At 64.1% G+C, this 25,627-nt stretch carries 29 protein-coding genes; 17 read left to right on the top strand and 12 right to left on the bottom strand.

What is annotated here, in order from left to right:
• The first annotated feature begins 15 nt into the window (after window positions 1-15).
• From A9995_RS05430 to A9995_RS05445, 4 genes are all read left to right on the top strand, one after another.
• Window positions 16-810, top strand: a complete 795-nt coding sequence (locus A9995_RS05430) for a YihY/virulence factor BrkB family protein (RefSeq protein WP_067610098.1) — start codon at window positions 16-18, stop codon at window positions 808-810.
• 217 nt (window positions 811-1,027) lie between these two features.
• Window positions 1,028-1,564: a CarD family transcriptional regulator gene (locus A9995_RS05435; protein ID WP_067610100.1), complete on the top strand. Its 537-nt coding sequence runs from the start codon at window positions 1,028-1,030 to the stop codon at window positions 1,562-1,564.
• A gap of 200 nt (window positions 1,565-1,764) precedes the next feature.
• A complete protein-coding gene (locus A9995_RS05440; protein ID WP_233998095.1) occupies window positions 1,765-2,568 on the top strand; it encodes a head GIN domain-containing protein in 804 nt (267 codons plus the stop codon).
• Window positions 2,569-2,630: 62 nt separating this feature from the next.
• Window positions 2,631-2,963 carry a hypothetical protein gene (locus tag A9995_RS05445; RefSeq protein ID WP_067610102.1) on the top strand — a complete coding sequence of 111 codons (333 nt, stop codon included), beginning with the start codon at window positions 2,631-2,633 and terminating at the stop codon, window positions 2,961-2,963.
• A 12-nt stretch (window positions 2,964-2,975) separates the two neighbouring features.
• Here the strand turns inward: A9995_RS05445 and A9995_RS05450 are convergent, their stop codons facing one another.
• A complete protein-coding gene (locus tag A9995_RS05450; protein ID WP_067610103.1) occupies window positions 2,976-3,908 on the bottom strand; it encodes an L-threonylcarbamoyladenylate synthase in 933 nt (310 codons plus the stop codon).
• A 51-nt stretch (window positions 3,909-3,959) separates the two neighbouring features.
• On the opposite strand from A9995_RS05450, the gene A9995_RS05455 reads away from it, so the two are divergent.
• Window positions 3,960-5,699, top strand: a complete 1,740-nt coding sequence (locus A9995_RS05455) for an acyl-CoA dehydrogenase (protein ID WP_067610105.1) — start codon at window positions 3,960-3,962, stop codon at window positions 5,697-5,699.
• Window positions 5,700-5,702: 3 nt separating this feature from the next.
• Here A9995_RS05455 and A9995_RS05460 read toward each other — a convergent pair whose 3' ends face one another.
• Window positions 5,703-7,181: a sorbosone dehydrogenase family protein gene (locus A9995_RS05460; protein ID WP_067610107.1), complete on the bottom strand. Its 1,479-nt coding sequence runs from the start codon at window positions 7,179-7,181 to the stop codon at window positions 5,703-5,705.
• A 65-nt stretch (window positions 7,182-7,246) separates the two neighbouring features.
• On the opposite strand from A9995_RS05460, the gene A9995_RS05465 reads away from it, so the two are divergent.
• From A9995_RS05465 to A9995_RS17325, 3 genes are all read left to right on the top strand, one after another.
• Complete coding sequence (locus A9995_RS05465) at window positions 7,247-7,729, top strand: GAF domain-containing protein (protein WP_067610109.1); 483 nt, start codon at window positions 7,247-7,249, stop codon at window positions 7,727-7,729.
• A gap of 124 nt (window positions 7,730-7,853) precedes the next feature.
• Window positions 7,854-8,183, top strand: a complete 330-nt coding sequence (locus A9995_RS05470; protein WP_067610111.1) for a hypothetical protein — start codon at window positions 7,854-7,856, stop codon at window positions 8,181-8,183.
• Between the two features lie 242 nt (window positions 8,184-8,425).
• Window positions 8,426-8,686: a glycine zipper domain-containing protein gene (locus A9995_RS17325; RefSeq protein ID WP_067610113.1), complete on the top strand. Its 261-nt coding sequence runs from the start codon at window positions 8,426-8,428 to the stop codon at window positions 8,684-8,686.
• A 176-nt stretch (window positions 8,687-8,862) separates the two neighbouring features.
• On the opposite strand, the gene A9995_RS05480 is transcribed toward A9995_RS17325, so the two are convergent.
• Genes A9995_RS05480 through A9995_RS05505 form a run of 6 tightly spaced genes read right to left on the bottom strand, consistent with a single transcriptional unit; the run spans window position 8,863 to window position 14,725 of the window.
• Window positions 8,863-9,837 carry a ParB/RepB/Spo0J family partition protein gene (locus A9995_RS05480; RefSeq protein ID WP_067610115.1) on the bottom strand — a complete coding sequence of 325 codons (975 nt, stop codon included), beginning with the start codon at window positions 9,835-9,837 and terminating at the stop codon, window positions 8,863-8,865.
• Entirely contained in the window at window positions 9,834-10,625 is a 792-nt protein-coding gene (locus tag A9995_RS05485; protein ID WP_067610117.1) for a ParA family protein, read from the bottom strand. The genes A9995_RS05480 and A9995_RS05485 overlap by 4 nt, the downstream gene beginning before the upstream one ends.
• Entirely contained in the window at window positions 10,622-11,194 is a 573-nt protein-coding gene (gene rsmG, locus A9995_RS05490; protein WP_233998096.1) for a 16S rRNA (guanine(527)-N(7))-methyltransferase RsmG, read from the bottom strand. The genes A9995_RS05485 and rsmG overlap by 4 nt, the downstream gene beginning before the upstream one ends.
• Before the next feature lie 53 nt (window positions 11,195-11,247).
• The gene (gene mnmG, locus A9995_RS05495) at window positions 11,248-13,104 is read right to left on the bottom strand and encodes a tRNA uridine-5-carboxymethylaminomethyl(34) synthesis enzyme MnmG (RefSeq protein ID WP_067610121.1); all 1,857 of its coding nucleotides are present in this window, start codon (window positions 13,102-13,104) and stop codon (window positions 11,248-11,250) included.
• A gap of 59 nt (window positions 13,105-13,163) precedes the next feature.
• Window positions 13,164-14,444 carry a tRNA uridine-5-carboxymethylaminomethyl(34) synthesis GTPase MnmE gene (mnmE, locus tag A9995_RS05500; protein WP_067610124.1) on the bottom strand — a complete coding sequence of 427 codons (1,281 nt, stop codon included), beginning with the start codon at window positions 14,442-14,444 and terminating at the stop codon, window positions 13,164-13,166.
• Window positions 14,445-14,458: 14 nt separating this feature from the next.
• Window positions 14,459-14,725, bottom strand: coding sequence for a DUF6489 family protein (locus A9995_RS05505; protein WP_067610128.1), 267 nt, complete (start codon window positions 14,723-14,725; stop codon window positions 14,459-14,461).
• Window positions 14,726-14,818: 93 nt separating this feature from the next.
• On the opposite strand from A9995_RS05505, the gene A9995_RS05510 reads away from it, so the two are divergent.
• The 3 genes from A9995_RS05510 to A9995_RS05520 are packed head-to-tail and all read left to right on the top strand — an operon-like array spanning window position 14,819 to window position 17,515.
• Window positions 14,819-15,517: a dienelactone hydrolase family protein gene (locus A9995_RS05510; protein ID WP_067610129.1), complete on the top strand. Its 699-nt coding sequence runs from the start codon at window positions 14,819-14,821 to the stop codon at window positions 15,515-15,517.
• A gap of 13 nt (window positions 15,518-15,530) precedes the next feature.
• Complete coding sequence (locus A9995_RS05515; protein WP_067610131.1) at window positions 15,531-17,120, top strand: FMN-binding glutamate synthase family protein; 1,590 nt, start codon at window positions 15,531-15,533, stop codon at window positions 17,118-17,120.
• Window positions 17,117-17,515: a nuclear transport factor 2 family protein gene (locus tag A9995_RS05520; protein WP_067610134.1), complete on the top strand. Its 399-nt coding sequence runs from the start codon at window positions 17,117-17,119 to the stop codon at window positions 17,513-17,515. Before A9995_RS05515 ends, A9995_RS05520 begins: the two co-directional genes overlap by 4 nt.
• Here A9995_RS05520 and A9995_RS05525 read toward each other — a convergent pair.
• The 4 genes from A9995_RS05525 to hemE all read right to left on the bottom strand — a co-directional run bounded on the left by A9995_RS05525 (window position 17,512) and on the right by hemE (window position 20,988).
• Window positions 17,512-17,925 (bottom strand): BLUF domain-containing protein, encoded by a 414-nt coding sequence (locus tag A9995_RS05525; protein WP_067610135.1) that lies wholly within the window; start codon window positions 17,923-17,925, stop codon window positions 17,512-17,514. The two genes, A9995_RS05520 and A9995_RS05525, sit on opposite strands and share 4 nt — an antisense overlap.
• A gap of 100 nt (window positions 17,926-18,025) precedes the next feature.
• The gene (rho, locus tag A9995_RS05530) at window positions 18,026-19,291 is read right to left on the bottom strand and encodes a transcription termination factor Rho (protein ID WP_067610137.1); all 1,266 of its coding nucleotides are present in this window, start codon (window positions 19,289-19,291) and stop codon (window positions 18,026-18,028) included.
• Window positions 19,292-19,494: 203 nt separating this feature from the next.
• Window positions 19,495-19,938: a CopD family protein gene (locus A9995_RS05535; protein WP_067610139.1), complete on the bottom strand. Its 444-nt coding sequence runs from the start codon at window positions 19,936-19,938 to the stop codon at window positions 19,495-19,497.
• Between the two features lie 33 nt (window positions 19,939-19,971).
• On the bottom strand, window positions 19,972-20,988 hold the full coding sequence (hemE, locus tag A9995_RS05540; protein WP_067610142.1) for a uroporphyrinogen decarboxylase: 1,017 nt from the start codon (window positions 20,986-20,988) through the stop codon (window positions 19,972-19,974).
• Between the two features lie 316 nt (window positions 20,989-21,304).
• Here hemE and A9995_RS05545 point away from each other — a divergent pair, with 316 nt between their 5' ends.
• The 6 genes from A9995_RS05545 (at window position 21,305) to hpf (ending at window position 25,625) form a co-directional block, all read left to right on the top strand.
• Window positions 21,305-22,150, top strand: a complete 846-nt coding sequence (locus A9995_RS05545) for a pyruvate, water dikinase regulatory protein (RefSeq protein ID WP_067610144.1) — start codon at window positions 21,305-21,307, stop codon at window positions 22,148-22,150.
• Complete coding sequence (locus tag A9995_RS05550) at window positions 22,147-22,779, top strand: nucleoside triphosphate pyrophosphatase (protein ID WP_233998097.1); 633 nt, start codon at window positions 22,147-22,149, stop codon at window positions 22,777-22,779. Before A9995_RS05545 ends, A9995_RS05550 begins: the two co-directional genes overlap by 4 nt.
• A complete protein-coding gene (locus A9995_RS05555; RefSeq protein WP_067610146.1) occupies window positions 22,776-23,633 on the top strand; it encodes a shikimate dehydrogenase in 858 nt (285 codons plus the stop codon). Before A9995_RS05550 ends, A9995_RS05555 begins: the two co-directional genes overlap by 4 nt.
• Window positions 23,630-24,238 (top strand): dephospho-CoA kinase, encoded by a 609-nt coding sequence (gene coaE, locus A9995_RS05560; protein ID WP_067610148.1) that lies wholly within the window; start codon window positions 23,630-23,632, stop codon window positions 24,236-24,238. The genes A9995_RS05555 and coaE overlap by 4 nt, the downstream gene beginning before the upstream one ends.
• A 49-nt stretch (window positions 24,239-24,287) precedes the next feature.
• On the top strand, window positions 24,288-24,983 hold the full coding sequence (gene dnaQ / locus A9995_RS05565) for a DNA polymerase III subunit epsilon (protein WP_067610150.1): 696 nt from the start codon (window positions 24,288-24,290) through the stop codon (window positions 24,981-24,983).
• Between the two features lie 75 nt (window positions 24,984-25,058).
• Complete coding sequence (gene hpf, locus A9995_RS05570; protein WP_067610152.1) at window positions 25,059-25,625, top strand: ribosome hibernation-promoting factor, HPF/YfiA family; 567 nt, start codon at window positions 25,059-25,061, stop codon at window positions 25,623-25,625.
• Window positions 25,626-25,627 lie beyond the last annotated feature (2 nt).

The raw sequence follows: 25,627 nt of genomic DNA on the forward strand, positions 1-25,627 counted from the left end.
TCTGACCCCTGATTGATGATTTCCTATTTCGACCAGATAAAATCCGCCTGGGCGGAAGGTAGCGACGACAATATCGGCATCATCGCCGCCGGGATCGCCTATTACGTCCTGCTCGCGCTGGTGCCGCTGCTGGCGGTCACCGTGCTGGGCTACGGTCTGTTCGCCAATCCGCAGACCGTCTCGCAGCATATCGGGTTGCTCGCCGAGAACCTGCCCGCGGCCGCCGCCGAGATCATCGGCGATCAATTGCGCCGCATGAGCGAGGATGGCGACGCGACCAAGATTCTCAGCCTGCTGATCGCGCTGGGAATCGCGCTGTTCGGCGCGCGCAATGGCGCGCGCGCGGTGATGACGGGGCTCAACATCGCCTTCAACACCGAGAGCGCGCGCGGATTCGTGCGTGGCAATCTGATCGCCCTCGCGATCACCGTGGCGGCGGTGGTCGGGCTCGCGGTGCTGGGCGGCGTGGTGGCAGCGGTCAGCACGATCCCGGGCCCTGCCGGCGGCGTGGTCGGCTTTGTCGTCCTGTTCGGCTTTGCGACGCTGGGTGCCGGCCTGCTCTATCGTGTGGCGCCCAACCAGCCAGGTCCGGAATGGCAGGCGATCTGGCCTGCCGCGAGCTTGTTCTCGCTGTTGTGGATCGGGGCCACCGCAGGTTTCGGGCTCTATGCCGCGAACTTCGCCAGTTACAACGCGACCTATGGGTCGCTGGGCGGAGTGATTGTTCTGATCACCTGGTTCTATCTCAGCGCATTCTTCCTGTTGCTGGGCGCCGAACTTGCTGCGGTCCGCAGCAGAAAAGCCGCCTAGGCGCGGGATTTCGCGGACTCGCAATACCGCCTGTTGTGTGCTATATAATGCAACAATCCTGGCGGTATGCTCCCGCCAGGTGCGAAACACCGAAAGGGCAGGACACCCCCAAAGCGTCGTTTAACGGTTCATGTCTGCGGTCATGCGATCCGCAGCAGTAGCCGTTTTCGCGATGCTGTTTCCCCGACCCACCTGCCCGGGATGAAAGGATCTGTGCATGGCTAGCAAAGCCGATGATACCTTCGACGTTGGCGATTACGTTGTCTACCCCAAGCACGGCGTTGGCCGTGTGATCGAATTGCAGAGCGAGGAAATCGCCGGAATGCAGCTCGAACTCTATGTGCTCCGCTTCGAGAAGGAACGCATGACGCTGCGCGTTCCGGTGAACAAGGTTGAATCGATCGGCATGCGCAAGCTGTCGAGCGACAAGACCCTCAAGGAGGCGATGGAGACGCTCAAGGCCAAGCCCAAGGTCAAGCGCACCATGTGGAGCCGCCGGGCGCAGGAATATGAAGCGAAGATCAATTCGGGCGACCTGGTGTCGATCGCCGAAGTGACCCGCGACCTGTTCCGCCCCGAGGACCAGCCCGAGCAGAGCTATTCCGAACGGCAGATCTTCGAAGCGGCTTCCAGCCGCCTCGCCCGCGAGCTCGCGGCGATGGAGAAGACCGACGAACCCGCGGCGCTGGAGAAAATCCTCGAGGTGCTGCGCGAGCACGCCCCGCAATATTACGGCACCGACGAAGAGGCGTGAGGCCAGACCTTCGGTACCCGAAAGAACGAGGGGTCGCCTTGCCGGGCGGCCCCTTTTTCATGTCCGGAGTTCGCACTGGAGCCTCCGGGCCGTCGGCCCTGCCACGCTTTCGCACTTGAAGGCACCTCTTGGCTGTATTATGTCAATAATACGGACTGCCGATCATACTGGTGCTGGGGGCACCGCAGCAGGAGGCTTTCATGTTTTTCAGGGTATTCAAACGCGTTGCGCCAGCAGTGGCCATGGCGATGGGCGCGTTCACCGCAGGCTGCGACGGGACGCAGATGCGGTTCGGCGGCAGCGACGGCGTGCGGCTGGCCGAACTCGACACCAGCGGCACGGCGCCCACCGGCGTGGTTCTGGCCAGCCCCGACACGCTGATCGTCTCGCAGGGCCAGACGCTCGACATCGCCGTTTCCGGAGATCCGGCGGCGATCGAAGCAATGCGGTTCAACATCGAGGACGGTGCGCTCGGCATAATGCGCGAGCATGATTCGCGCGACATCGATGGGCGCGCGACCGTGAGGGTTACCATGCCGTCGCTCAACTCGATCGTGCTGGCCGGCTCGGGAACCGTCGAAGCCGCCTCGCTGACCGGTGATGCCGATGTCACCATTGCCGGATCGGGAACGGTCCGCACCGCGCAGGTCGCGGCAGGCGATTTTACCATGACCGTGGCGGGGTCGGGCAATTATGAGGCCAGCGGCAGCGCCGAAACTCTCGAATTGTCGCTGGTCGGCTCGGGTCGTTCCGACATGGCCGATCTGACGGTCGGCAGCGCCGATGTGACCATCGCCGGCTCGGGCGCCGCCGAATTTGCTTCCGACGGAACGGTCGAAGCCAGTATCATCGGCTCTGGCGAAGTGACCGTGATCGGGCGCGCGACCTGCACCATCAACGCGGTCGGCTCGGGTAAGCTCAACTGCCGCGAAACAACGACCGCGAGTGCCGCTCGCGACGGGCCGTCGGCGGGTTCGGGCGAGCGGTCGCAAGAAAAGAACTGAAGCAGACAGTTCGCGACTGGGTAAGCGGAAGACGCTAGGGATTGCGCGAAAGGATTTTCGCCATGATTCCTCACCGCCTTCTGCTTGTCAGCCTGCTGCCCGTCGCGCTGGGCGGTTGTCTCGCCAAGACCGCATTGGATATCGCCACCGCCCCGGTGCGGGTGGTCAGCAAGGGCGTCGATCTGGCGACCACCAGTCAGTCCGAAGCCGACGAGAACCGCGGGCGCGAAATCCGTCGCCAGGAAGAGCGGCTGGGCAAGCTCGAACGTGACTACGAAAAACAGCTCGACCGTTGCGAGGATGGCGACCGCCGCGCCTGCAGCGATGCCAGCAAGACCTATGCCGAGATGCAGCAGATCATTCCGACTATCCCCTACCAGCCGAACGACAACTGAGAATCGTTGGGTCTAGGCGGGCGTAGCCGCCCGGCGCAGGCGGTCGTTGATCGCAAGACCGAGGCCTTCATCCGGAACCGGCGCCACCGCTATACGCGGCTGCGGCGCCTTCGCCGCGCGATGGAGACAGGCATAAAGTCGTGCCGCCGCTTCGGCGAGATCGCCGCTCTTTGACAGGCTGCAATCGCCGACGATGTCGCCGAAGCCGATCAGATATTCATCGTTTTCGCGGGCGCGAGCATCGAGCCGGACCGGTTTGCCGGGAGCATAGTGGCTCAGGGTCTGGCCAGGAGCCTCAATACCGCTCGCGGCTTGTGCCGGTTCCGCGCCGGGGATCGCGATCGGCCCGGGCCGCAGCGTCTCGATCCGGCCGTCGCGGCGGACCGCGACGATGGTCGATTCGAGCCCGCTGACGCATGCGCCGCCATCGAGCACCAGATCGATCCGCCCGTCGAGCGTTGCAAGAACATGATCCGCGCTGGTCGGGCTGACGTAGCCGCTGCGGTTGGCCGAAGGAGCCGCGAGCGGAAATTCGACGGCCTCGAGCAGCGCAGCCATCGCCGGATGCGCCGGATGCCGCAGCGCCACGGTCGGCAGGCCCGCACTGACCGCCGGAGCGAGACGCGCATCGGCGCGCAGCGGGCAAACCAGCGTCAGCGGACCTGGCCAATAGCGCTCCGCCAGCGCAAGCGCGGTGGCATCCAGAGTCGCCAGCCGCTGCGCCGCGTCGATCCCCGCCACATGGACGATCAGCGGGTTGAAGCTTGGCCGCCCCTTTGCTGCGTAGATCCGCGCCACCGCATCGGCGCTGTCGGCGCGCGCGGCGAGGCCGTAGACGGTTTCGGTAGGAACCGCGACCAGCCCGCCCTCGCTGAGGATTCGCGCAGCTAGCGCGATTCCGTCCGCATCCGCGGGCACCCGTTCCGTAGCGTTCTTGCCGCGCATGGCTGAGCGCTATATTCGCTGGCCCACATTGCCAAGAGGACATCGCCAAAAGTGACCTATTCGCCTGCCACCGCCGACCAACTCCTTGCCATAAGCGTCAACGCCGGAATCGAGGAACTCGCGAGCAGCGAACGCTTCGCCGCCGCCGAGCCTGACATGGTCGAAGCCATCGTCGAGGGGGTCGGCCAGTTCGCCGCGGGAGAATGGGCGCCGCTCAACCGGATCGGCGATCTGGAGGGCGCGAAGCTCGAGAACGGCGTTGTCCGCCTGCCCGAAGGCTTCGCCGCCGCCTATGAGCATTATGTCGAACAGGGCTGGAATTCGATCGCCAGCCCGGTCGATTTCGGCGGTCATGGCCTGCCCTTCACGCTCGCCTGCAATGTGCTGGAAAACCTCGGCACCGCCAACATGGCCTTCAACCTGCTGCCGATGCTGAGCGTTGGCGCGATCGAAGCGCTCGAGCATCACGGCAGCGAGTCGCTGCAGGCGAAATACCTCCCGCTGCTGGTGAGCGGCGAATGGTCGGGGACGATGAACCTGACCGAGCCGCAGGCAGGATCGGATCTCGGCGCGCTGCGGACCAGCGCCACGCCGATCACCGAGGGCGAGCATGCGGGCAAATACCGCATCAAGGGCCAGAAGATCTACATCACCTGGGGCGATCACGAGCTCGCCAGGAATATCATCCACCTCGTCCTCGCGCGCCTGCCCGATGCGCCCGAGGGCAGCCGCGGCATCTCGTTGTTCGTGGTGCCCAAATATCATGTCGCGGACGACGGCACGCCGGGCGCGCGCAACGATTTGCGCTGCGTCAGCCTCGAGCACAAGCTGGGGATCAACGCCTCACCGACCTGCGTGATGAGCTATGGCGACGATGACGACTGCATCGGCGAACTGGTGGGCGCAGAGAACCGCGGGTTGATGGCGATGTTCACGATGATGAACAACGCGCGCATCAATGTCGGTACGCAAGGGGTCCAGATCGCCGAACGCGCGACGCAGCAGGCGCAGGATTACGCTGCTGATCGCATCCAGTCGGCACGCGCGGGTTCGCCCGATCGCACCCCGGTGGCGATCCTCGAGCATCCCGATGTCCGCCGCATGCTGTTGCGGATGAAAGCGCTGACCGAGGCGGTCCGCGCGTTGCTCTATTATACCGCCGGACAGGTCGATCGCGGCACGCTCGGACAGGCCGATGCTGCGGCGCGCGCCGAAGTTCTGGTGCCGCTGCTCAAGGCGTGGGGCACCGATGTCGGGGTCGAGGCTGCGAGCCTCGGCATCCAGATCCACGGCGGGATGGGCTTTGTCGAGGAAACCGGCGCGGCGCAGCACTGGCGCGACGCGCGGATTGCTCCGATTTACGAAGGCACCAACGGGATCCAGGCCGCCGATCTCGTCACCCGCAAACTCGGGCTGGAAGACGGCCAGGCGTTGATCGGACTGCTCGAGGAGATCGCCCGCGACAGCGCCGATGAGCCCGCGCTGTTCGCACTGGCAGGCGAGTGCGCCGCGGTTGCGCGCTGGATGCGCGAAGAGGCCAGCCTCGACGACCGCCTCGCAGGCAGCGTCGCGTTCTGCACCATGATGGCGGTAACCGTCGCCGGCTGGCAGTTGACCAGGCAAGTTGCCGCAGTGGAAGGTGGCGCGGCGCCATCGCTCGCCGCGACCAAGCCCGGTACCGTGCGCTTCTTCCTCGACCGGATAGTCCCCGAGGCGAGCGGGCTCAAATCCAGTGCAATCGCCGGTGCCGAATCGCTCTACGCGGTCAGCACCGAGGCACTGCTCGGCTGAAACCTACTCGGCGGCTTGCCGACGCGCGTATTCTTCGCGGAAGGTGCCGCGCGAGCCGCCGGTCAGTTCGCGCTGCGGCGGGAGGCTGCCCGCATTCAACCGATCGATCGCCGGCGCCGGCTCCGCGCCTGGAGCGATGACACGCCAGATGATCCCGGCGGTGTCGTCGCTCACCAGCAATGAGCCGTCGCCTGCCCATTCGGCCCAGGTCGGTCGCCCGCGCGTGGTTCCATCGTCCTGGAGAAAGCCGCTCAACACCGGGACGGGCAGTCCTTGCGGATTGCCGCGCTCGTCGAAGGCGACATAGACGACATCATAGCCGGAGGCTGGTTTGCGGTTCCACGAGCCATGCTGCGCAATGAAGGCACCCTGTCCGAAGCGCTCGCCCATGCGCGATCCTTCAGCGCTGAACACGAAGCCGAGCGCCGCGACATGTGGGCCCAGCGCATATTCGGGTCGGCGCGCATATTCGCTGAGGTATGCGGGCATCGGCGCGTCGACGCGGCGGTCGAAATTGTTCTTCCAATAGACCCAGGGCCAGCCGTATTGCGCACCCACCGGCACATTGGTGAGATAATCGGGTACCAGATCGGAACCGAGCATGTCGCGCTCGTTCACGGTGGTCCACAATTCGCCTGACCACGGACTGAAATCCAGCCCGTTGGGATTGCGCAGGCCGGCGCCGAACACGCGCCGGGTCCCGGTTGCGAGATTGTACTCCCAGATCAGCGCGCGGCCTTCTTCGGCCTCCATTCCCTGATCGCCGATGTTCGAGACCGAACCGACCGCCACATAGAGCAGGTCCTCTTGGGGATGAAGTTCGAGATTGCGCATCCAGTGGCCACCGCCGGGCGACAGATCCATGAGCTTGCGAGCCTCGCCCGAAACCTGGGCCGCTCCGAGTTCATAGGAGTAGGCCAGCACCGCGTCGTGATTGGCGACGTAGAGCGTACCGTCGCGCCAGGCCATTCCCGATGGCGAATCGAGCCCGTCCAGCAGCGTCTCGCGAACCTCTGCCCGTCCATCGCCGTCCGTGTCGCGCAGCAGGGCAATCTCATTGGCAGGATCGCCCCCGGCACCGGCCTGACCCATCAGCAGGCCTGCTATGAAACTCTCGATGCTGTCGAGGATCCCGGGATTGGCATCCTCGGGCTTGGTGCCCGGCTTGCCCGTCAACGCTACAAGAACGTCGCCATTGGGTAGCGTGTGAATGGTGCGCGGGTGGTCGAGCCCGTCGGCGAACCGCGTGACCGCCAGCCCTTCGGCCGCCTGCGGCACTTCATCCGCAGCCCAGCCCACCGGTTCCGCGATCTGCACCGTCGGGAAACCCTCGGCATCTGGCTCCTGCAGCGTAGGGTCGGTGCCGGCAACCGCCGCCACCGACAGGTCGGCGCGATCGCCGCGTAGCAGGAAGGCCGCTGCGACGAACAGCAACAGGATCAGGACGAGGATCGCGATGAGGATTTTCTTGCCGATGGTCATGCTGCAAGGTTCTATGGCAGCGCGCGGCTTGCGGCAATGGGATCGCGCCCTAAATAGCGAGCCCTATGTATGATTTCAAACCCGCTGCGGAAACCGCCAAGCCCGAACTCTATCACGACTTGCTTCAGGCCGCAGAGGCGCTGACTGCCGGTGAGCGCGACGGCGTAGCCAATATGGCCAATGTCGCGGCGTTGTTGTGGGAATTCCTCCCACAGGTGAACTGGACCGGCTTTTACCGCATGGTCGAAGGCGAACTGGTGCTGGGGCCGTTCGTCGGACGACCTGCCTGCATCCGGATCCCCCTGGGTCAAGGTGTCTGCGGCGCTGCGGCCAGAAGCGCTGCGACCCAACTGGTCCAGGATGTCTATGCTTTCCCCGGACATATCGCCTGCGACGGTGACACACGGTCCGAACTGGTCGTCCCGGTTATGAGCGATGGTGCGGTGGTTGCGGTGATCGATCTCGACAGCCCCGATCTGGCGCGGTTCGACGCCGAGGACCAGTCCGGAATCGAAGCGCTAGCGGCGATGCTCTCCGGCCGGATCTGATCGGATCCGACAGGGCAAACCGCTCCGTCGCGGGACAGCGTCGCGTCAGGGCTTTTGCGGGAGAACCGCGGAAGTGATAAACCTTTCATCAACCATCCATCCGGATTCGCGAAAGGTATTCTCCATGGCAGCTCGTTTCCTCGCCGGCACGGCAGCATTGGGGTTAGCGGCGTTGGCCGCATCGCCTGTGGCAGCGCAGCAGATCTATTACGAGGATGGCGATTATCTCTACCCGATCGCTGCCCCGGCTACGGCTCAGGATGAAGTAGCGAACCAGTCGGTCGATGCTCCCAGAGTGATTTTCCGGGAGGGCGCCTATCAACCGGAGGAGCCGCGGATTGGCGCGCAGCGTGTGATCCCTTCTCGCGCCCCGCAGGCTCGAGCGGCCGCGCCGCAGATCGTCCTTCCCGCCCCGCAGGCGAGACCTATGCGCAGCCCGCCTACGCTCCGCTGATCTATTCGCAGTCGCCGCAGAGCCAGCTCGGTTATGTCGTCGCCTCGCGCTCGATACCCGCCAATGGCTACGGCTATGCGCCCGCCCCGCAGCAATATGGCTATGCCACAGCCTATCCCCCGGCGGCTCCGCAGTCTGGCTATCTCCCGGGTGGCGGCCAGCTGGTTGCCTTCGATCGCAATGCCTGGCTCGATGAATGCAGCGCGCGCCTCTCCACCTATGAAGACAGCGACCGCGGCCAGGTGCTGGGCGGATTGCTCGGCGCGGCCGCGGGCGGGTTGATCGGCAATCGCGTTGCCGGACGCGGCGACAGGTTGGGCGGCACGCTGATCGGCGCCGGAACCGGTGCACTTGCGGGACTCGCGGTGGGCGATGCCATCGACGACCGCAATGATGCGCGCCGCCGACGCCGCGGTTATGAAGAATGCCGCGTCTATCTCGACGATTACATGAACCGCGCCAGCAACAACCCCGCACCCACGACCACCGTGCCCGGCCAGTAATATATGCTGGTCCCCGTATCGGTCGCGGTGGCGCAGCAGGCGGTTTATCGCGAGGACGTCGCCCCGCCGCGGTAGTTCCGCCAGGCGGTCGGTGCTTGTCGAGGCTCGAATTGCCTCGGCGTCAGGTTGCGCCGCGCGACTTTATGGCAGGTTCCGAATCTAAACCCTTGAAACCGCTAGATTTCGCCACCGGTCAGGCGCTGGCACAGCAGGTCGAGCTGGTCTAGGCTGCGATAACGGATCGATACGGCCCCCTTGGAGGTGTCGCTTTCCGATGTGATCCGCACCGGCATCCCGAGGAACTCCTCGAGATGGTTCTGCACCGCGACGATATCGGCATCGGTCGACGGCCCACCGCTGACGCGCGACGTTCCCTTCGTCGGGATCGGTTTCGGCTCATCGGAGTGTCGCGCCAGCCTCTCGACCTCACGGACCGAGAGCTTTTCCTTCACCGCGCGCCTTGCGAGCGCGACTGCATCGTCGTGACCGATCAGGGCCCGGGCGTGCCCCATCGACAGCGCGCTATCCGCCAACAGCCCGAGGATTTCGTCCGGGAGCGCTAGCAGGCGCTGCATATTCGCGACATGACTGCGCGATTTGTCGACCATCTCGGCGATGTCCGCCTGGGTCATCTCCTCCTCCTCGGAGAGCCGGTGATAGGCACGCGCCTCCTCGACCGGATTGAGATCCTCGCGCTGGAGGTTTTCGATCAGCGCCAGCGCCATTACCTCGCGATCATCGAGCGTGCGGACGATGGCAGGAATATCGTGCAGTCGTGCTTTCTGCGCCGCCCGCCAACGGCGTTCGCCCGCGACGAGTTGATAGCTGCCATCGCCCTTTGGCCGGACGATGATCGGCTGGATTACCCCGCGCGCGGCGATGGAGGCGGCCAGCTCGCCAAGCGCGGCATCGTCGAAATGCGTGCGCGGCTGGCCGGGAAGCGGAGATATCGAGGCAATCGGGAGATTTCTCAGCCCGTTATCGTCTGATCCTCCACTCGATTGTTGCGGCGCATCGTTCGACCCACCAGCAGTTTCGCGGCGGACCAGCGGCTCTTCGCGCTGAACCTCGCCCATCAGCGCGCCGAGCCCACGGCCCAGCTTGCGCTTGCGCGCCGCGCCTTTGTTCGTCGCTTCGGACCCGTCGCTCATGCGGCTTTCCTTTTTTCAGGCAACCGGCCGATCAACTCGCGCGCCAGCGCGATATAGGCGCGGCTGCCGACGCATTGGTGGTCGTAAACCAGAGCCGGCATTCCGTGGCTCGGCGCCTCGGATAAGCGGACATTTCTGGGAATGACCGATTCGAACACAAGCGGGCCAAGGCAGTCTCGGACATCGTCGGCGACCTGGTCGGTCAGACGGTTGCGGCGGTCGAACATCGTCAAAACCACGCCGACGATTCCGAGATCGGGATTGAATCGTTGTTGCACACGCTCGACTGTCTGCAGCAATTGGCTGAGCCCCTCGAGCGCAAAGAATTCACACTGCAGCGGGACCATCATGGTGTCCGCCGCGCTCATTGCATTGAGCGTCAGCAAGCCAAGCGAGGGAGGGCAGTCGATGAAGCAGACATCGTAGGACGAAAAACCGCCCTTCCCTGTGGTCTCGAGAGCCCGACGCAGCCGCGCGGTACGGTCCTCCACTTGGACAAGTTCGATCTCGGCTCCGGAAAGGTCCTGCGTGGCCGCGACGATATCGAGACCCGGGATGTCGGTTTCCTGCGCGCATTGGTCGAGCGTGGCTTCTTCGAGCAGAAGGTCGTAGCTGGTGTATTCGCGATGCGCGTTGTCGATCCCGAGACCGGTCGAAGCATTGCCCTGCGGGTCGAGATCGATCAACAGCGTCTTCCATCCGGTCGCAGCCATCGCGGTAGCGATGTTGATGGCGGTGGTGGTCTTGCCCACCCCGCCCTTCTGGTTGGCGATCGCGATCGTGATCATGGCTTCAGCTCCACTTTGCCGGTCCCTACCACAATACCGGCACTGTCGTCGGTATCCGACTGTTCCACGTGGAACATCGCGCGCAGCGGCCTGGGCAGGCTCTCGACCTCTTGCGCCGCAGACCGCCCCTTCGGCAACAACCAAATTGTGTCGCTTGTGGAGAAGCGCGCCGACAGGTCGAGCAATTTCGGCATTGGGGCAAAGGCACGCGCACTGATAACCGCAGCCTCGAAACTATCGAGAAGCTCAAGGCGCTCTCCGTCGATCTGGCAATTGGTCAGCCTGAGTTGGGCGGTAATGCTCCGCAACCATTCGATCCGACGATTGCGGGACTCGACGAGGCGCACGGTCCATTCGGGGCGCATGATTGCAACTACGATCCCGGGAAAGCCTGCCCCTGCCCCAAGATCGAGCCAGAGCCCCGCTGTTTCACGTGGAACATGATCGAGCAATTGTGCAGAATCCGCGAGGTGTCTTTGCCAAACAGTCGCTTCCGTCGGTTTGGCGATGAGGTTTTGAACCCCATTCTCCCCAATCAGGGAGGCGGTAAACTCGTCCAGGCGCGCCATTGCCGCCTCGTCACACCTAGCCGCAACATATGCCCGGGCCTCCGCTTCACCCATCACTGATCCGCTCCGACAAGCTTGCGGGCATGCACCAGCACTGCAGCAAGCGCTGCCGGGGTAATTCCCGATACGCGCGATGCAGCCCCGAGCGTCGCCGGAGTAGCCGAGGTCAGGCGCTCGACCATCTCGTTGGAGAGACCGGGCACTTTTTCATAAGGGAAATTGGCCGGGAGCCGCATTGCTTCACTGGCGCGCAGATCGCGCAATTCGCCTTCCTGCCGCGCCAGATAGGGTGCGTATTGCGCGTCCTCGATCATCTCGGTCGCGAGATCCTCGTTCCACGTGAGGGTGCCGGGCGTAAAACCGCGCAAAACCTGCCGCGTGACGATTCCTCCCTGGACCCACTCACTCAGCGTACGAGAACCGGCGTCGGATTTGATGTCTAGTCCCTGCCCCGCCAGATCCTTCGGCCCCAGCCTGCTGCCGAACGCTTCGGTCCAGTCCTTCCGGTCATCCTCGCGTCGCCTGAACCACTCGGCGCGTTCGTTGCCGATGCAACCGAGTTCGAGCCCGAGCGGGGTCAGTCGAGAGGGAGCGTTTCCGGCGCGGAGCCGCAGTCGGTATTCGGCGCGCGAGGTGAGCATGCGGTAAGGTTCGCTGACTCCCTGGAGCACCAGATCGTCGACCATTACTGCCATGTAGGAATTGGCGCGGTCGAGCCTGGGCGCTTCGCGGCCGAGCGCGTCTGCCGCTGCATGCATTCCCGCGACCAGTCCCTGCGCCCCCGCTTCTTCGTAGCCGGTTGTCCCGTTGATCTGGCCGGCGCAATAAAGCCCGGGTACCCCCTTCACCTGCAGGTCCGAACCCAGCGCCCGCGGATCGATATGGTCGTATTCGACCGCGTAGCCCGGCACCACCATCTCGACCCGTTCGAGCCCCTCCATGCTGCGCAGCATCGCCAGCTGAACGTCCTCGGGGAGCGAGGTGCTGATGCCGTTGGGATAGATCATCGCGCTGTCGAGCCCCTCGGGCTCGAGGAACACCTGGTGGCCGTCGCGGTCGGCGAAGCGATGGATCTTGTCCTCGATCGAGGGGCAATAGCGCGGACCTTGCGCGCCGATCGCGCCGGAGAACAGCGGAGATCGGTCCAGATTGGCCGCAATGATCTCGTGACTGCGAGCGTTGGTACGGGTGATGGCACAGAATATTTGCGGGTTGGCGCGATCCGGGGTGAGCGCGGACATCGTCCACTCCTCTCCATCCGACGGTTGCTCTTCGAGCCGCGACCAGTCGATCGATCGGCCATCGAGCCGCGGTGGAGTGCCGGTCTTGAGCCGTGCCATCGGCAACGCGGCTTCGCGCAATTGCTCGGCCAGCCGCTGCGCCGACGCTTCGCCGACCCGTCCCCCTTCAACGCGGACCTCGCCACGATAGAGGATGCCGCCGAGGAAAGTACCGGTGCACAGGATCACGCGCTGCGAAGCCAGTGCCCTGCCATCGGCGAGATCGATTCCGGCAACTCTTCCGCCGTCGAACCGCAACGCTGCGACTTCGCCTGCAATCAATTCGAGATCGCCCTGCGTGGGCAACAGTCGCTGGACGGCCGCGCGGAACAGCTTCCGGTCGGCCTGGACCCGAGGGCCCCAGACTGCGCTCCCCTTCGAGCGGTTGAGCATGCGGTAGTGGATCGCCGCGGCATCCGCAGCGCGTGCCATCAAACCGTCGAGTGCGTCGATTTCCCGCACCAAATGGCCCTTGCCGATCCCACCGATCGCCGGATTGCAGCTCATCGCGCCAATGGTGTCGAGGTCGAAATTGACCAGCGCTACCCGCGCACCCATCCGCGCCGCGACTGCTGCCGCCTCGACCCCGGCGTGCCCGCCGCCAACCACGATGATATCGAACTGCGCCATTGGCGTGCGGATTAGTCGAGCAGAAGCCTCAGGTCAAAGCGCGTGTTTCACGTGAAACATCACTTGCCGATACAAAACCGTCCGAAGAGCGCGTCGAGCATGTCCTCGGTGGAGGTTCGTCCGAGCAGCCGGTCGAAAGCGACGCGGGCTTGGCGGAGGTTTTCGCCGATGATCAGAAGATCGGTACCTGCAACGATGGCTTGCAGCGCCGAAGCGGCCTCCCCCACCCTGCTGCGCTGCTGTGCGCCGAGCGCCGCTGCGCCGGGTTTGGGGAGCAATTGCCGCGCGCGCTCGATCAGATCCGCCTCCAGTGCAGCCACACCGGCACCAGTTACCGCCGAAACTATATGCCGCGGAGCCTGCTTGACCGGCGCATTGGCCTCATCGGCCCGTGGCTGAATCTCCAAGGCACCTGCCGGACCCTCCTTCTCGCGACCCAGCCACAGCACGATATCGGCACGCTCCAGCTGTTCGCGCGCACGATCCATGCCGATCACCTCGATTGCGTCGCTTCCGGCCTCGTGAAGCCCTGCGGTATCGACCAGCAGGAACGGTACCCCGCCAAACGCAACGGGTCGCTCGATAACATCGCGCGTCGTCCCCGCCTCGGGTGAGGTGATGGCCGCCGAATCTCGGATCAAAGTATTGAAAAGCGTCGATTTACCGCTGTTGGGTGGGCCAGCGAGCACCACTCTGATTCCGTCGCGAAGACGCTCCGCTCCAGGGCGTGCGAGCCAGTCGTCCATTTCGGACCGCAACCGCGCCACATCCTCGTAAAAGGCCGGGGGCAAGTCCTCGACATCGTCCTCGTCGGAAAAGTCGAGACTGGCCTCCACCTGCGCGCCGAGGCGGAGAATCTCGACCCGCCATTGCTCGACCTGCCCCGAGATCGCCCCGCCCAGTGCCGCCTGTGCCGACCGGCGCTGCAATTCGGTTTCAGCGGAAACCAGATCCGCCAGCGCCTCGGCCTCGGCCAGATCGATCCGTCCATTGGCAAAAGCGCGGCGAGTGAACTCGCCTGGCTCCGCCATGCGCAAGCCTTCGAGCTCCGAAAGCACGCGCTCTACCGCCGCAAGCACCGCCCTTCCCCCGTGACAATGGAACTCGGCCAAATCCTCGCCGGTGGCGGTCGCGGGGCCGGGAAACCACAGCACCAGCGCGCGATCGAGCACATCGCCCGTCGAGTCCCGCAGGGTCCGCAGCGAGGCCTGGCGCGCCTTGGGAAGGCCGCCCGCCAGAGTCTCGACCGCCGCGCCAGCACAAACCCCGCTGACCCGCACGATCCCGATCGCAGCGGGCGGCGCACCACTCGAGACGGCAAAGATGGTATCGCTGGGCAAACGGCTTCCCGCCCTTATGTCTTGGGTTCGTCCGAAGCCGGCTTGGCCGAAGGCTTGTTGGCGTTCGTCCCTTCCATGAAGCTTTGAAACAGCTTGAATCCCGCCTGCCCCATCGGAGCCAGCTGACGCGCGTATTCCTGCAGCTTGTCGGTGTCGGAAACGCCCTTCATGGCGCCGGCCATCATGTCGACATAGACCGCATTGGCCTTGCCGACATCGGGCAGCCCCATAAAGCTGCGCGCCTCCTCGGGCGTACAATCGATTTCGATCTGGACCTTCATCGGGCTTCCTCCGTTAGTTCTTGTGCAGCCTATCTGGGTCTGCAAAGCGCGCGACACAAGCGCACCGCGAAATTCCCCGAGGGAGACCACACGATGAGCGAGACCGTTTCGATTTCGACCCTGTCCGGCGACGACAAATTCACCACCTATGTCGCGCGCCCTGCTGGCGACCCCAAGGCCGCCATCGTGGTGATCCAGGAGATTTTCGGGGTCAATGCCGGGATCCGCCGCAAATGCGACCGGCTGGCCGAGGAAGGCTATCTCGCCATCGCCCCCGACCTGTTCTGGCGGCTCGAACCCGGGATCGAACTCGATCCCGATGTCGAACCCGAGTTCCAGCGCGCGCTCGAACTGATGGGAAAATTCGATCAGGACGAGGGCATCCGCGATATCGAAGCCGCGATCAAATGGGCGCGTAGCGAAAGCGGCGGCAAGAGCGTCGGCTGCGTCGGCTACTGTCTGGGCGGAAGGCTTGCCTACATGACCGCAGCGCGCACCGATGTGAACGCCACAGTCGGCTATTACGGTGTCGGGATCGACGGCTTGCTGCGCGAAAAAGACGCTATCGCACATCCGCTGATGCTGCATATCCCGACCGAGGACGGTTTCGTCGACAAGGATACGCAAAAGGCGATGCACGAGGGGCTCGACGACCACCCGAAGGTAACGCTCCACGATTACGAGGGACTGGATCACGGTTTCGCTACCGAATTCGGAAAGCGTCGTACGGAAGAAGCAGCGCAATTGGCCGACAAGCGCACCGCGGAGTTCTTCACGGAGCATCTGGTCTAGGAGACGCGACGCCTTGCATCGGCTCCCGGCACGTTATGTCATCCCCGCGCTGCTGCTGGCGCTGACCGCGCTGGCGTGGCTGTCGGTACCGCTCAACCCAGCCCTCTGGCTGCTCGTGCCCATGACCGTCATCGCCCTGTGGGACGCAGTCCAGCGGCGACACACACTGCGCCGCAACTACCCCCTGTTCGCGCGAATTCGCTGGCTCATGGAGGATATGCGCCCCTTCGCGCAGGCCTATCTGGTGGAGAGCGATCTCGAAGGGCGCCCCTTCAGCCACCAGGAGCGCTCGCTGGTCTATGCTCGCGCCAAGGGCGATCTCGATTCGCATCCGATGGGGACAGAGCTCGACGTCTATTCCGATGAATACGAGTGGCTCGGCCATTCGATCGTCCCGCGCGCCGAGATTCCGGAAAACTGGAGCGTTGAGGTGGGCGCGGGATCCTGTTCCAAACCCTACGCCTCCTCGCTGCTCAATATTTCGGCAATGAGCTTCGGATCGCTTTCGGCGCGGGCGATCGAAGCGCTCAATCAGGGCGCGAAGCTTGGTGGTTTCGCGCACAACACCGGCGAAGGGAGCATCAGCCGTTATCACCGCAAGCCCGGCGGCGATCTGATCTGGGAGTTGGGAAGCGGCTATTTCGGCTGTCGCCAGCCGGATGGCTCCTTCGACCCCGAGCAATTCCGCGACAATGCCGCTCCCGATCAGGTAAAGATGATTGAGGTCAAGCTGAGCCAGGGCGCCAAACCTGGCCATGGCGGCGTCCTGCCGGGGGCCAAGGTCACGAAGGAAATCGCGGAGGCACGCGGGGTGCCCGTCGGCGAGACGGTGATCTCGCCTGCGGCGCATCCGGCCTTCTCAACCCCGATCGAATTGCTCGAATTCCTTACCCGGCTGCGCGAGCTCTCCGGCGGCAAGCCGGTGGGCATCAAATTATGCGTCGGCCAACCACACGAGATCTTCGCCGTCGGCAAGGCGATGGTTGAAACCGGCCTGCATCCCGATTTCATCACCGTCGACGGTGCGGAAGGGGGTACCGGTGCGGCACCGCTCGAATTGAGCAATTCAGTCGGCATGCCGCTCCGCGAAGGGCAGATATTCGTTCGCAACATGTTGGTGGGCACCAATTTTCGCGACCGGGTCAAGATCGCCGCGGCGGGCAAGATCCATTCGGGCGCGCAGATGGCCAAATCCTTCGCGCTGGGAGCGGACTGGTGCAACGCTGCGCGGCCTTTCATGTTCGCGCTGGGCTGCGTCCAATCGATGAATTGCCACACCGGCCACTGCCCCACCGGGGTCGCGACGCAGGAAGAATGGCGCCAGCGCGGCCTGGTGATCGAGGAAAAGGCCCCGCGCGTCGCACGTTTCCACAAGGCGACGCTCCACTCGCTGCGCGAGATCGTGGTCGCCATGGGGCTCGAATCGCCATGGGATATCGGCCCGCATGACATGCGCGAAAGGCTCAACGGCGCCCGTTCCGACGCGGTGGACCGGATTTACACCTTTGTCGAAGCCGGCAGCCTGTTGCACAACGCGGATGATACCCCGCTGGCGCGCCATTGGCAGGCCGCCCGCGCAAACAGCTTCAGGAGAGCGGAATGAGCGCACACAAGGGCCTGGAGCGGTGGCACAGAGTGATGGCCGAGGGTAGCTCGCCCGCAGACCTCGCAACGATCATCCATCCCGAGGCAGTGTTCCACTCTCCCGTGGTCCACACCCCGCAGCGCGGGCGCGATCTGGTGGTGGCCTATCTCGCAGCCGCCGGACAGACGCTTGCCAACGACAGCTTCGGCTATGTCCGCGAACTGGTCGACGGCGAGAACGCCATGCTCGAATTCACCACCGAGATGGAGGGGATCGCAGTCAATGGCGTCGACATCATCCGCTTCGACGAGGACGGGATGATTACCGATTTCAAAGTGATGATCCGGCCGCTCAAGGCGGTGAACAAGGTCTGGGGAATGATGGCCGCGCAATTGGCGCAAATAAAAGCCTAGGCGGACCGTTTCAGCGAGCCAAGCTGGCCGTAGGTCAGGAATTCACTCACCAAATTCATGCAGTGCGGGCCGATTGGGTGGCGAGCCAGCGTTCCGAGGATTTCCTCTCCCGCTTGCGCCGATGACCCAAGTCGCCGCATTCGCCAATTGGGAAAGCACCGTGTCAGCGCGGGCTCGCGGTAATGGACGGTGAGGCCGTAATGGCGCGGATCGCGCTTCAGGACCTCGAGCAACCCGTCGAGCGCCTGTGCCTCGCCTTCCACCAACTGCAGAAACCGGCCCTGATGAAAGATCAGGAAACCGGTCACATTGCGCGAAGGATTGTTCCGCGCCGAGGTCTCGATGATCCGGAAGACATCGTCGCTCGCGAGAACCGTACACGCGCGGCTGGTGTATAACATGCGTTCCATGGCGTATTCCTTTATGCGCCAGTCACTTGCACAGCTTTCCCTAGCAACCGGTTAACCGTGATCGCCTCGCCCGCATCCCGCCGGCGAAGCGATCCGCGGCCTACTGGTTCATCGTCTCGAAGAAGTCTTCGTTGGTCTTGGAATCCTTCATCTTGTCGAGCAGGAATTCCATCGAATCGATCGTGCCCATCTGCATGAGGATGCGGCGCAGCACCCACATCTTGGAGAGCTTGTCCTTCTCGACCAGCAGCTCTTCCTTGCGGGTGCCGGACTTGCCGACATCGAGCGCGGGGAAGATGCGCTTGTCGGCAACCTTGCGGTCGAGGACGATTTCCGAGTTACCCGTGCCCTTGAATTCCTCGAAGATGACCTCGTCCATCCGGCTGCCGGTGTCGATCAGCGCGGTGGCGATGATCGAGAGCGAGCCACCCTCTTCGATGTTGCGTGCGGCGCCGAAAAAACGCTTTGGGCGCTGCAGGGCATTGGCATCGACACCGCCGGTCAGCACCTTGCCCGAACTGGGCACCACGGTGTTGTAGGCGCGGCCCAGCCGGGTGATCGAATCGAGCAGGATGACGACATCCTTCTTGTGCTCGACCAGCCGCTTGGCTTTTTCGATCACCATTTCGGCGACCTGGACGTGGCGGTTGGCGGGTTCGTCGAAGGTCGAGGCGATGACCTCACCCTTCACCGAACGCTGCATGTCGGTGACTTCCTCAGGCCGCTCGTCGATCAGCAGGACGATCAGGAACACCTCGGGGTGGTTGTCGGTGATGGCCTTGGCCATGTTCTGCAACAGCACGGTCTTGCCGACGCGCGGCGGCGCCACGATCAACGCGCGCTGGCCCTTGCCCTGCGGCGAGATGATGTCGATCACCCGCGCCGACTTGTCGAGCACGGTCGGATCGAGCGTGTCGAGCGAGAGCTTCTCGTCGGGATAGAGCGGCGTGAGATTGTCGAAATTGGTGCGATGGCGGACCTGGTCGGGGTCTTCGTAATTGACCTGCGTCAGCTTGGTCACCGCGAAATAGCGCTCGCCTTCGCGGGGTGCGCGGATCTCGCCTTCGACCGTGTCGCCGGTGCGCAGGCCCCATTTGCGGACCTGATTGGGGGACACATAGATATCGTCGGGCCCGGCGAGGTAATTGGCCTCGGGGCTGCGCAGGAAGCCAAAGCCATCCTGCAGCACCTCGATGGTGCCGATCCCCATGATCTTCTCGTCGTATTCCTCATCCTCGGCGAGCTCGCGCAGGATGCAGAACATCAGATCTTGCCGGCGCATCGTCGACGCGCCCTCGACACCGAGTTCCTCGGCCATCGCGACCAAGTCGGCCGGCGGTTTTTCTTTCAGATCCTTGAGATGCATGGAGTGTCTCGAACAATTGAGGGGCTGCAATAGGGGAATGGCCGGGAGGTCTTTGTGCCCTGAGACGATGCGCAGGACGTGCTTGGGGAAAGCGGACCCGGACCCGGCGGAACGCGGGACCTGTAACCGGTGAAGTGGTTGCGGAATTAGGACCGCGCTGCGCCTGCGTCAATCGGCAATGCGCGCGCAGACTGATCAGCCGGTCAGAAGGGTTTGATCACCGCGAGCACCACGATCAGCGCAGCGGCAAGCCCGGGGACCTCGTTGAGCAGCCGCAGATTGCGCCCGCTGAGCGCATAATCGCCGCGCGCCAGCTTTTTGGCATAGGCGCTCATCCAGCCGTGATAACCCGACAGGGCCAGCACCAGCACCAGTTTGGCGATAAACCAGCCCTGGGTGTGGGCACCTGTCGTGACGACCAGCGCCAGCCCCAGAATCCACACCACCACCAGCGACGGCGTCAGGATGATCTTGAGCAGCCTGCTCTCGCGATCAACCCAGCGCGCAGCCTCGTCCGATCCGGCGGGCGCCTCCTGATGATAGACGAAAAAGCGCGGCAGCATGAACAGCCCCGCCATCCAGAAGATCACGAAAATCAGGTGACCGGCTTTGAGCCAGTAATAGGTCATCGAGAGAATATCCTGCATCGCCAGCCCATCTAGGCAGCATGCACGCCCGCGTCACCCCCTGACGCAGGCCAGCAGCCGATCCACATGGGCAATCGGCGTCCGGCGGTCGATGCCATGCCCAAGATTGAACACATGCGGCCGGTCGGCAAAGGCATCGAGGATCACCCGGCAGCGCTTCTCCAGTTCATCGCTGCCCGCCAGCAGCAACAGCGGATCAAGATTGCCCTGCACCGGCATGCCTTCGGGCAATTCGCGCGCCGCCCAGACGGGATCGATCGTTTCGTCCACCCCGACCGCCTGAACCCCGGTTTCGCGGGCATAGGCCGGCAGTTTTTCGCCCGCACCCTTGGGGAAACCGATTACCGGCAGCTCGGGGAAGCGCGCCCGCAATGCCGCGGTGATCCGCGCATTGGGAGCAATGACCCAGCGCTCGAACTCGCTCGGCGCCAGACTGCCCGACCAGCTGTCGAACAGCTGGACCGCCTCGGCGCCCGCTTCGACCTGGCCGCAAAGATAACCGATCGTCTGATCGGCGATGGCATCGATGATCGCCTGCATCGCGCCCGGATCGCGATAGGCCAGTGCGCGCGCATCGTGCTGGTCGCGGCTGCCCTCCCCGGCGACCATGTAGGTCGCGACCGTCCAGGGGCTCCCGGCAAAGCCGAGCATGGTCACCTGGTCGCTCAGCCGCGCCCGGCACAGCCGCACCGTCTCGTAGACCGGCTCGTAGCGGCTTGGATCGGCCTGCAGAGCCTCAAGATCTGTATCGACCAGCGTGGGTGACAGCTTGGGTCCCTCGCCCGCCAGGAACTCGAGATGCTGGCCCATGGCATGCGGAACGATCAGAATATCCGAAAACAGGATCGCGCCATCGAAACCGAAGCGTTCGATCGGCTGGAGCGTAACCTCCATCGCTGCGGGACTGTCGTACACAAGATCGAGGAAACCGCCTTTTTCGGCACGAAGCGCGCGGTATTCGGGCAGATAGCGACCCGCCTGGCGCATCAGCCATACGGGGGGCTTAGCCGAGCGCTTGCCGGCAAGAGTGTCGAGCAGGAGACCGGGCATCGTGCGAGTCCAATCCAAAAAAATTAGATTTATATATAGATTGATGGAGTCAGTTGGCCCTGTGGACATCGGGCATAGCGGGTTCCTGCCCGATTTCTCCCGCGATGCAAAGGCTCGCCAACCGATCCGACTCGCTGTCGTGATGGAGTCGAGTCATACTTATGCCTGCTGTCCCCAGCCTGTTCACATCCCTCTCGTGCTGTCGACAAGCGACGGGAGGAAAGGACTCGCAGTGGGTATGGAATCGGCTCCCAACTTGTCGTCAGGCCTGTCCCGTGGTTTATGCCGGAGCTTCTCCACAGGGCCAGGAGCCACAGTGAGCCGTATCCATCTCCACCTCGTTTCGGACTCCACAGGAGAGACTCTGGAGATGATCGCCAAGGCGGCGATCGCCCAGTTCGAGGACGCCGAGGTCGAGCGTCATTTCTGGCCCATGGTGCGCTCGCGCCAGCATCTCGACCGGATCGTCCCCGAGCTCTCGGCCAACCCGGGTATCGTCCTCTACACTCTGGTCAATCCTGAAACGCGCGGCCGGCTGGAGGAGCATTGCCGCACCCTATCGCTCACCGCCGTTGCGGTCCTCGACGGGGTCACCGCAGCGCTCGAGGGTGCGCTGGGGCGCGAGGCGCAGGGGCGGCCCGGGCGCCAGCATCTGATGGACCAGGCCTATTTCGACCGGGTCGAGGCGATCCAGTTCACCATCGCGCATGACGACGGGATCGGTTGGGAGAATTGGGAAGAGGCCGATATCCTGCTCGTGGGCGTGTCGCGCTCGTCCAAGACCCCGACCAGCATTTATCTCGCCAATCGCGGCTACAAGGTCGCTAACATTCCGCTGGTGGTCGAAAGCCCGCCGCCGCCATCGCTATTCAACCTGCGTCATCCGCTGGTGGTGGGGCTGACCAGCGCACCCGAGCGGCTGGTGCAGATCCGGCGCAATCGCCTGCTGACGCTCAACGAGCGCAGCCAGACTTCCTATGTCGATTCCGAGCACGTGACCTCCGAGGTGCAATTCGCCCGCCGCATGTTCGCGGACAATGGCTGGCCGGTAATCGATGTCACCCGCCGCTCGATCGAGGAAACCGCCGCCGCGATCGTCAAGCTGCTGGGCGACCGCGAGCGGCGCGACGATACGTCTTTCGAAGGGGTCAAGCCGATATGAGCGTTGGTGCGAGCGTTGGTATGGGCGGTGGCTTGGGAGGAAGCGGGCTGATTCTCGCCTCGGGCAGCGCGTCGCGCAAGGCGATGCTGGAGGCCGCCGGTGTGCGCTTCGAGGTCGAAGCCCCTGATGTGGACGAGCGCGCGCTCGAAACCGAAATGGAGGGCGCCGAGCCCGAAGAGATCGCCCAGGCGCTGTCGGCTGCGAAGGCTGTGGCAGTATCCGTTCTGCACCCCGGCGCTCCCGTGTTGGGCAGCGATTCGCTGGTCGAGGTCGAGGGGCGCCGCTTCGACAAGCCCGCCAGCCGCGAACAGGCCGCCGAGCACCTGCGGTTCTTTTCGGGCAAGAGCATGACCCTAGACAGCGCCGCCGCACTGGCACAGGACGGACGGATTTTGTGGGTCGGGTCGGACTTCGCGCGGCTCCGCGTTCGGGCACTGAGTGACGAGTTTATCGCCGCCTATCTCGATGCGGAATGGCCTGCGGTTTCCTATTGTGTCGGGGTGTTCCGGATCGAAGGTCCCGGGGTGCAATTGTTCGATAGCGTGATGGGCGACCAATTCACCGTGCTTGGCATGCCCCTGTTGCAGGTGCTTGCCACGCTGCGCGAACAGGGAATCCTGCCCGAATGAGCGTACCCTATGCCGAAGTGATCGGCGACCCGATCGCGCAATCCAAATCGCCTGCGATTCATAATTTCTGGCTGGATAAGCTCGGGATCGCGGGCGAGTATCGCGCTACCCGCGTCGCGCCAGATGGTCTCGCCGCATACTTTGCCAAGCGGCGCGGTGATCCGGACTGGCGCGGGTGCAACATCACCATGCCTCACAAGCAGACGGCGATACCGCTGCTCGACCGGGTCGAACCGCTTGCCAGCCGGGTGGGCGCGGTCAACACCGTCCACTGTGCCAGGGATGGCGCGCTGGTCGGCCGCAACACCGATGTCGGCGGCTTTCTCGAGCCGCTTGCGGACCATCTGGACGAGCAACACCTGTTCCGCATGGCGCGGGTGATCGGCACCGGCGGGGCGGCACGCGCGATCGTGGTGGGCCTTGCGGACAGAGGATTTACGCTGGTCCTCGCCGGTCGCGATCCCGACAAGGCGCGCGCGCTGCTCGAGGAGCTGGCGCCCGACGGCGAGCATCATCCCGTCTCACTGGCGGCCTTCGAGGGCACAACCGATTTCCCTTTCGACGACCGCGCGAGGTGTTGCGATCTGGTGATCAACGCCAGCCCGCTCGGGATGCGGGGGCAGCCGCCGCTCGCCTTCGACTGGAGCCATGCCCCGCCCGGAAGCATCGCCTATGATATCGTCACCGATCCGCTCGACACCGCCTTCCTGCGCGGTGCCGAGCGGATCGGGTTTGCGACCATCGACGGGCTCGCCATGCTGATCGGCCAGGCGGCCACCGCGTTCGAGCATTTTTTCGGCGCGCCCCCACCGCGCGAACATGATGCCCAGCTGCGCGAAAGACTCACAGCGTGACTCGCCCCTTGATCCTCGGGCTCACCGGCTTGATCGGCATGGGCAAATCGACCGTCGCCGCGATGTTCGAAAGCGCCGGCGTGCCGGTGTTCGATGCCGATGCGGTGGTGCGGTCGATGCAGGGTCCCCGCGGGGAACTGGTCGGCGCGATCGAGGCGGCATTTCCCGGCAGCACCGGACCCGAAGGTGTCAAACGCGACGTGCTTGGAGAACATGTGTTTGGCGACAAGGCAGCGCTCGCGCGTCTGGAAGCGATCGTCCATCCGGCGGTGGCCGCGCGCCGGGTCGAATTCCTGATCGAGCACGGCGGCGCCCCGATGGTGGTCTTCGATATTCCGCTGTTGTTCGAGAAAGGCGGCGTGAGCCAGGTCGACAGTGTGATCGTGGTTTCCGCGCCCGCCGATGTCCAGCGCCGCCGCGTGCTGGCGCGCCCGGGTATGACCGAGGACAAATTTGCGCATATCCTCTCGCTCCAGACTCCCGATGCCGACAAGCGCGCTGCTGCAGACCATATGATCCCCACCGGCGTACCGCTCGCGGAGACAGAAGCGCAGGTCCGCGCCCTGATCGAGCGCTTGCGCGAGGATCGCGCCCAGTCGTCTTGAAGCTTTCGTCCCCTTGAATCTGCGGCAAAACGGGTCGATAGGCTCAGCAATGCGCGAAATCGTCTTCGACACCGAAACGACCGGACTGGACCCGAAAACCGGTGACAGGATGGTGGAGATCGGCTGTGTCGAGATGGTGGATCTCGTGCCGACCGGCGAGAGCTTCCACGCCTATTACAATCCCGAACGCGACATGCCCGCAGGGGCCGAGGCTGTTCACGGGCTGTCCGCGACCTTCCTGTCGGACAAGCCGCTGTTCCGCGACGGTGCATCCGCGCTGCTCGATTTCATCGGCGATTCCCCGTTGGTGGCGCACAATGCCGGGTTCGATTTCGGTTTTCTCAATGCCGAGCTCGGACTGTGCGGGCTTGAGGCGGTCTGCCTTACGCGGATGATCGACACCGTCTCGCTGGCGAAGAAGCGCCATCCGGGCGCCAAGCTGTCGCTCGACGCGCTGTGCTCGCGTTACGGGATCGATCGCAGCCACCGGGTCAAGCACGGCGCGCTGCTCGACGCCGAACTGCTCGCGCAAGTCTACGTCGAGCTAAAAGGCGGGCGACAGATCGGGCTGGCGCTCGCCGCCGAGGTTGAAGCGCGTGTCACCCCTGGCCTGAGCGAGGCGCGCATCCGCCGTGCTCCGACCGGCGAATACCGTGCACCGCGCCCGCATTCGGCCTCGGGCGAGGAACTGGCACGTCATGCAGCCTTTCTATCACAGATGCAGCAGCCTCTCTGGCAGCGGTAGTCGCACCGGAAACAGACATTCCGATGGACGAAGCCGGATCGGGATCTGCACGGAAGAATGAGGAGAACGATTGCTATGGATATCCGCGTCTCTGGGCACCAGATCGACACCGGCAGCGCGCTGCGGGATTACGTCACCGACCGGCTCAACGGTATGGTCGAGAAGTATTTCAACCGCGCGCATTCCGCCAATGTCACCTTCGGCAAGGCGGCTGGCGGAGCCTTCAGCAGCGATATCATCACCCATGTGAGCAAGGGTCTGATCCTCAAGGCGCATGCCGAGGCGCATGATGTCCACCAGTCCTTCGACCAGGCGGCGGGCAAGATGGAAAAGCAGCTGCGCCGCTACAAGCGCCGGGTCCAGGATCATCACGCCCAGTCCACCCCCGCTGAAATCGGAGAGCAGGCCGACTACACGATCTTCGCCGGGTCCCAGGTCGAGGAAGAAACCGAACAGGACGATGCGCCCGCGGTTGTCGCGGAAACCACGGCGGATATCCCCGAAGCGAGCGTCGCCGATGCGGTGATGATGCTCGATTTGCGCGACACCGGAGCGCTGTTCTTCAAGAACGCCGCCAGCGGGCGCCACAACATGGTCTATCGCCGCCGCGATGGAACGATCGGCTGGGTTGAGCCGCGCTGATC

The sequence above is a fragment of the Erythrobacter sp. QSSC1-22B genome, assembly GCF_001678665.1.
Taxonomy (GTDB): Bacteria; Pseudomonadota; Alphaproteobacteria; order Sphingomonadales; family Sphingomonadaceae; genus Qipengyuania.

Coding starts and splice junctions, on each gene's coding strand:
- dnaQ (WP_067610150.1), top strand. CDS start 24,288: ATGCGCGAAATCGTCTTCGACACCGAAACGACCGGACTGGACCCGAAA.
- A9995_RS05430 (WP_067610098.1), top strand. CDS start 16: ATGATTTCCTATTTCGACCAGATAAAATCCGCCTGGGCGGAAGGTAGC.
- A9995_RS05450 (WP_067610103.1), bottom strand. CDS start 3,908: ATGCGCGGCAAGAACGCTACGGAACGGGTGCCCGCGGATGCGGACGGA.
- A9995_RS05465 (WP_067610109.1), top strand. CDS start 7,247: ATGTATGATTTCAAACCCGCTGCGGAAACCGCCAAGCCCGAACTCTAT.
- A9995_RS05505 (WP_067610128.1), bottom strand. CDS start 14,725: ATGAAGGTCCAGATCGAAATCGATTGTACGCCCGAGGAGGCGCGCAGC.
- A9995_RS05555 (WP_067610146.1), top strand. CDS start 22,776: ATGAGCGTACCCTATGCCGAAGTGATCGGCGACCCGATCGCGCAATCC.
- A9995_RS05535 (WP_067610139.1), bottom strand. CDS start 19,938: ATGCAGGATATTCTCTCGATGACCTATTACTGGCTCAAAGCCGGTCAC.
- rsmG (WP_233998096.1), bottom strand. CDS start 11,194: ATGGCGCGCCTGGACGAGTTTACCGCCTCCCTGATTGGGGAGAATGGG.
- mnmG (WP_067610121.1), bottom strand. CDS start 13,104: ATGGCGCAGTTCGATATCATCGTGGTTGGCGGCGGGCACGCCGGGGTC.
- A9995_RS05520 (WP_067610134.1), top strand. CDS start 17,117: ATGAGCGCACACAAGGGCCTGGAGCGGTGGCACAGAGTGATGGCCGAG.
- A9995_RS05445 (WP_067610102.1), top strand. CDS start 2,631: ATGATTCCTCACCGCCTTCTGCTTGTCAGCCTGCTGCCCGTCGCGCTG.
- A9995_RS05550 (WP_233998097.1), top strand. CDS start 22,147: ATGAGCGTTGGTGCGAGCGTTGGTATGGGCGGTGGCTTGGGAGGAAGC.
- A9995_RS05440 (WP_233998095.1), top strand. CDS start 1,765: ATGTTTTTCAGGGTATTCAAACGCGTTGCGCCAGCAGTGGCCATGGCG.
- rho (WP_067610137.1), bottom strand. CDS start 19,291: ATGCATCTCAAGGATCTGAAAGAAAAACCGCCGGCCGACTTGGTCGCG.
- A9995_RS05435 (WP_067610100.1), top strand. CDS start 1,028: ATGGCTAGCAAAGCCGATGATACCTTCGACGTTGGCGATTACGTTGTC.
- hemE (WP_067610142.1), bottom strand. CDS start 20,988: ATGCCCGGTCTCCTGCTCGACACTCTTGCCGGCAAGCGCTCGGCTAAG.
- hpf (WP_067610152.1), top strand. CDS start 25,059: ATGGATATCCGCGTCTCTGGGCACCAGATCGACACCGGCAGCGCGCTG.
- A9995_RS05480 (WP_067610115.1), bottom strand. CDS start 9,837: ATGAGCGACGGGTCCGAAGCGACGAACAAAGGCGCGGCGCGCAAGCGC.
- A9995_RS05460 (WP_067610107.1), bottom strand. CDS start 7,181: ATGACCATCGGCAAGAAAATCCTCATCGCGATCCTCGTCCTGATCCTG.
- A9995_RS05510 (WP_067610129.1), top strand. CDS start 14,819: ATGAGCGAGACCGTTTCGATTTCGACCCTGTCCGGCGACGACAAATTC.
- A9995_RS05525 (WP_067610135.1), bottom strand. CDS start 17,925: ATGGAACGCATGTTATACACCAGCCGCGCGTGTACGGTTCTCGCGAGC.
- A9995_RS05485 (WP_067610117.1), bottom strand. CDS start 10,625: ATGATCACGATCGCGATCGCCAACCAGAAGGGCGGGGTGGGCAAGACC.
- A9995_RS05470 (WP_067610111.1), top strand. CDS start 7,854: ATGGCAGCTCGTTTCCTCGCCGGCACGGCAGCATTGGGGTTAGCGGCG.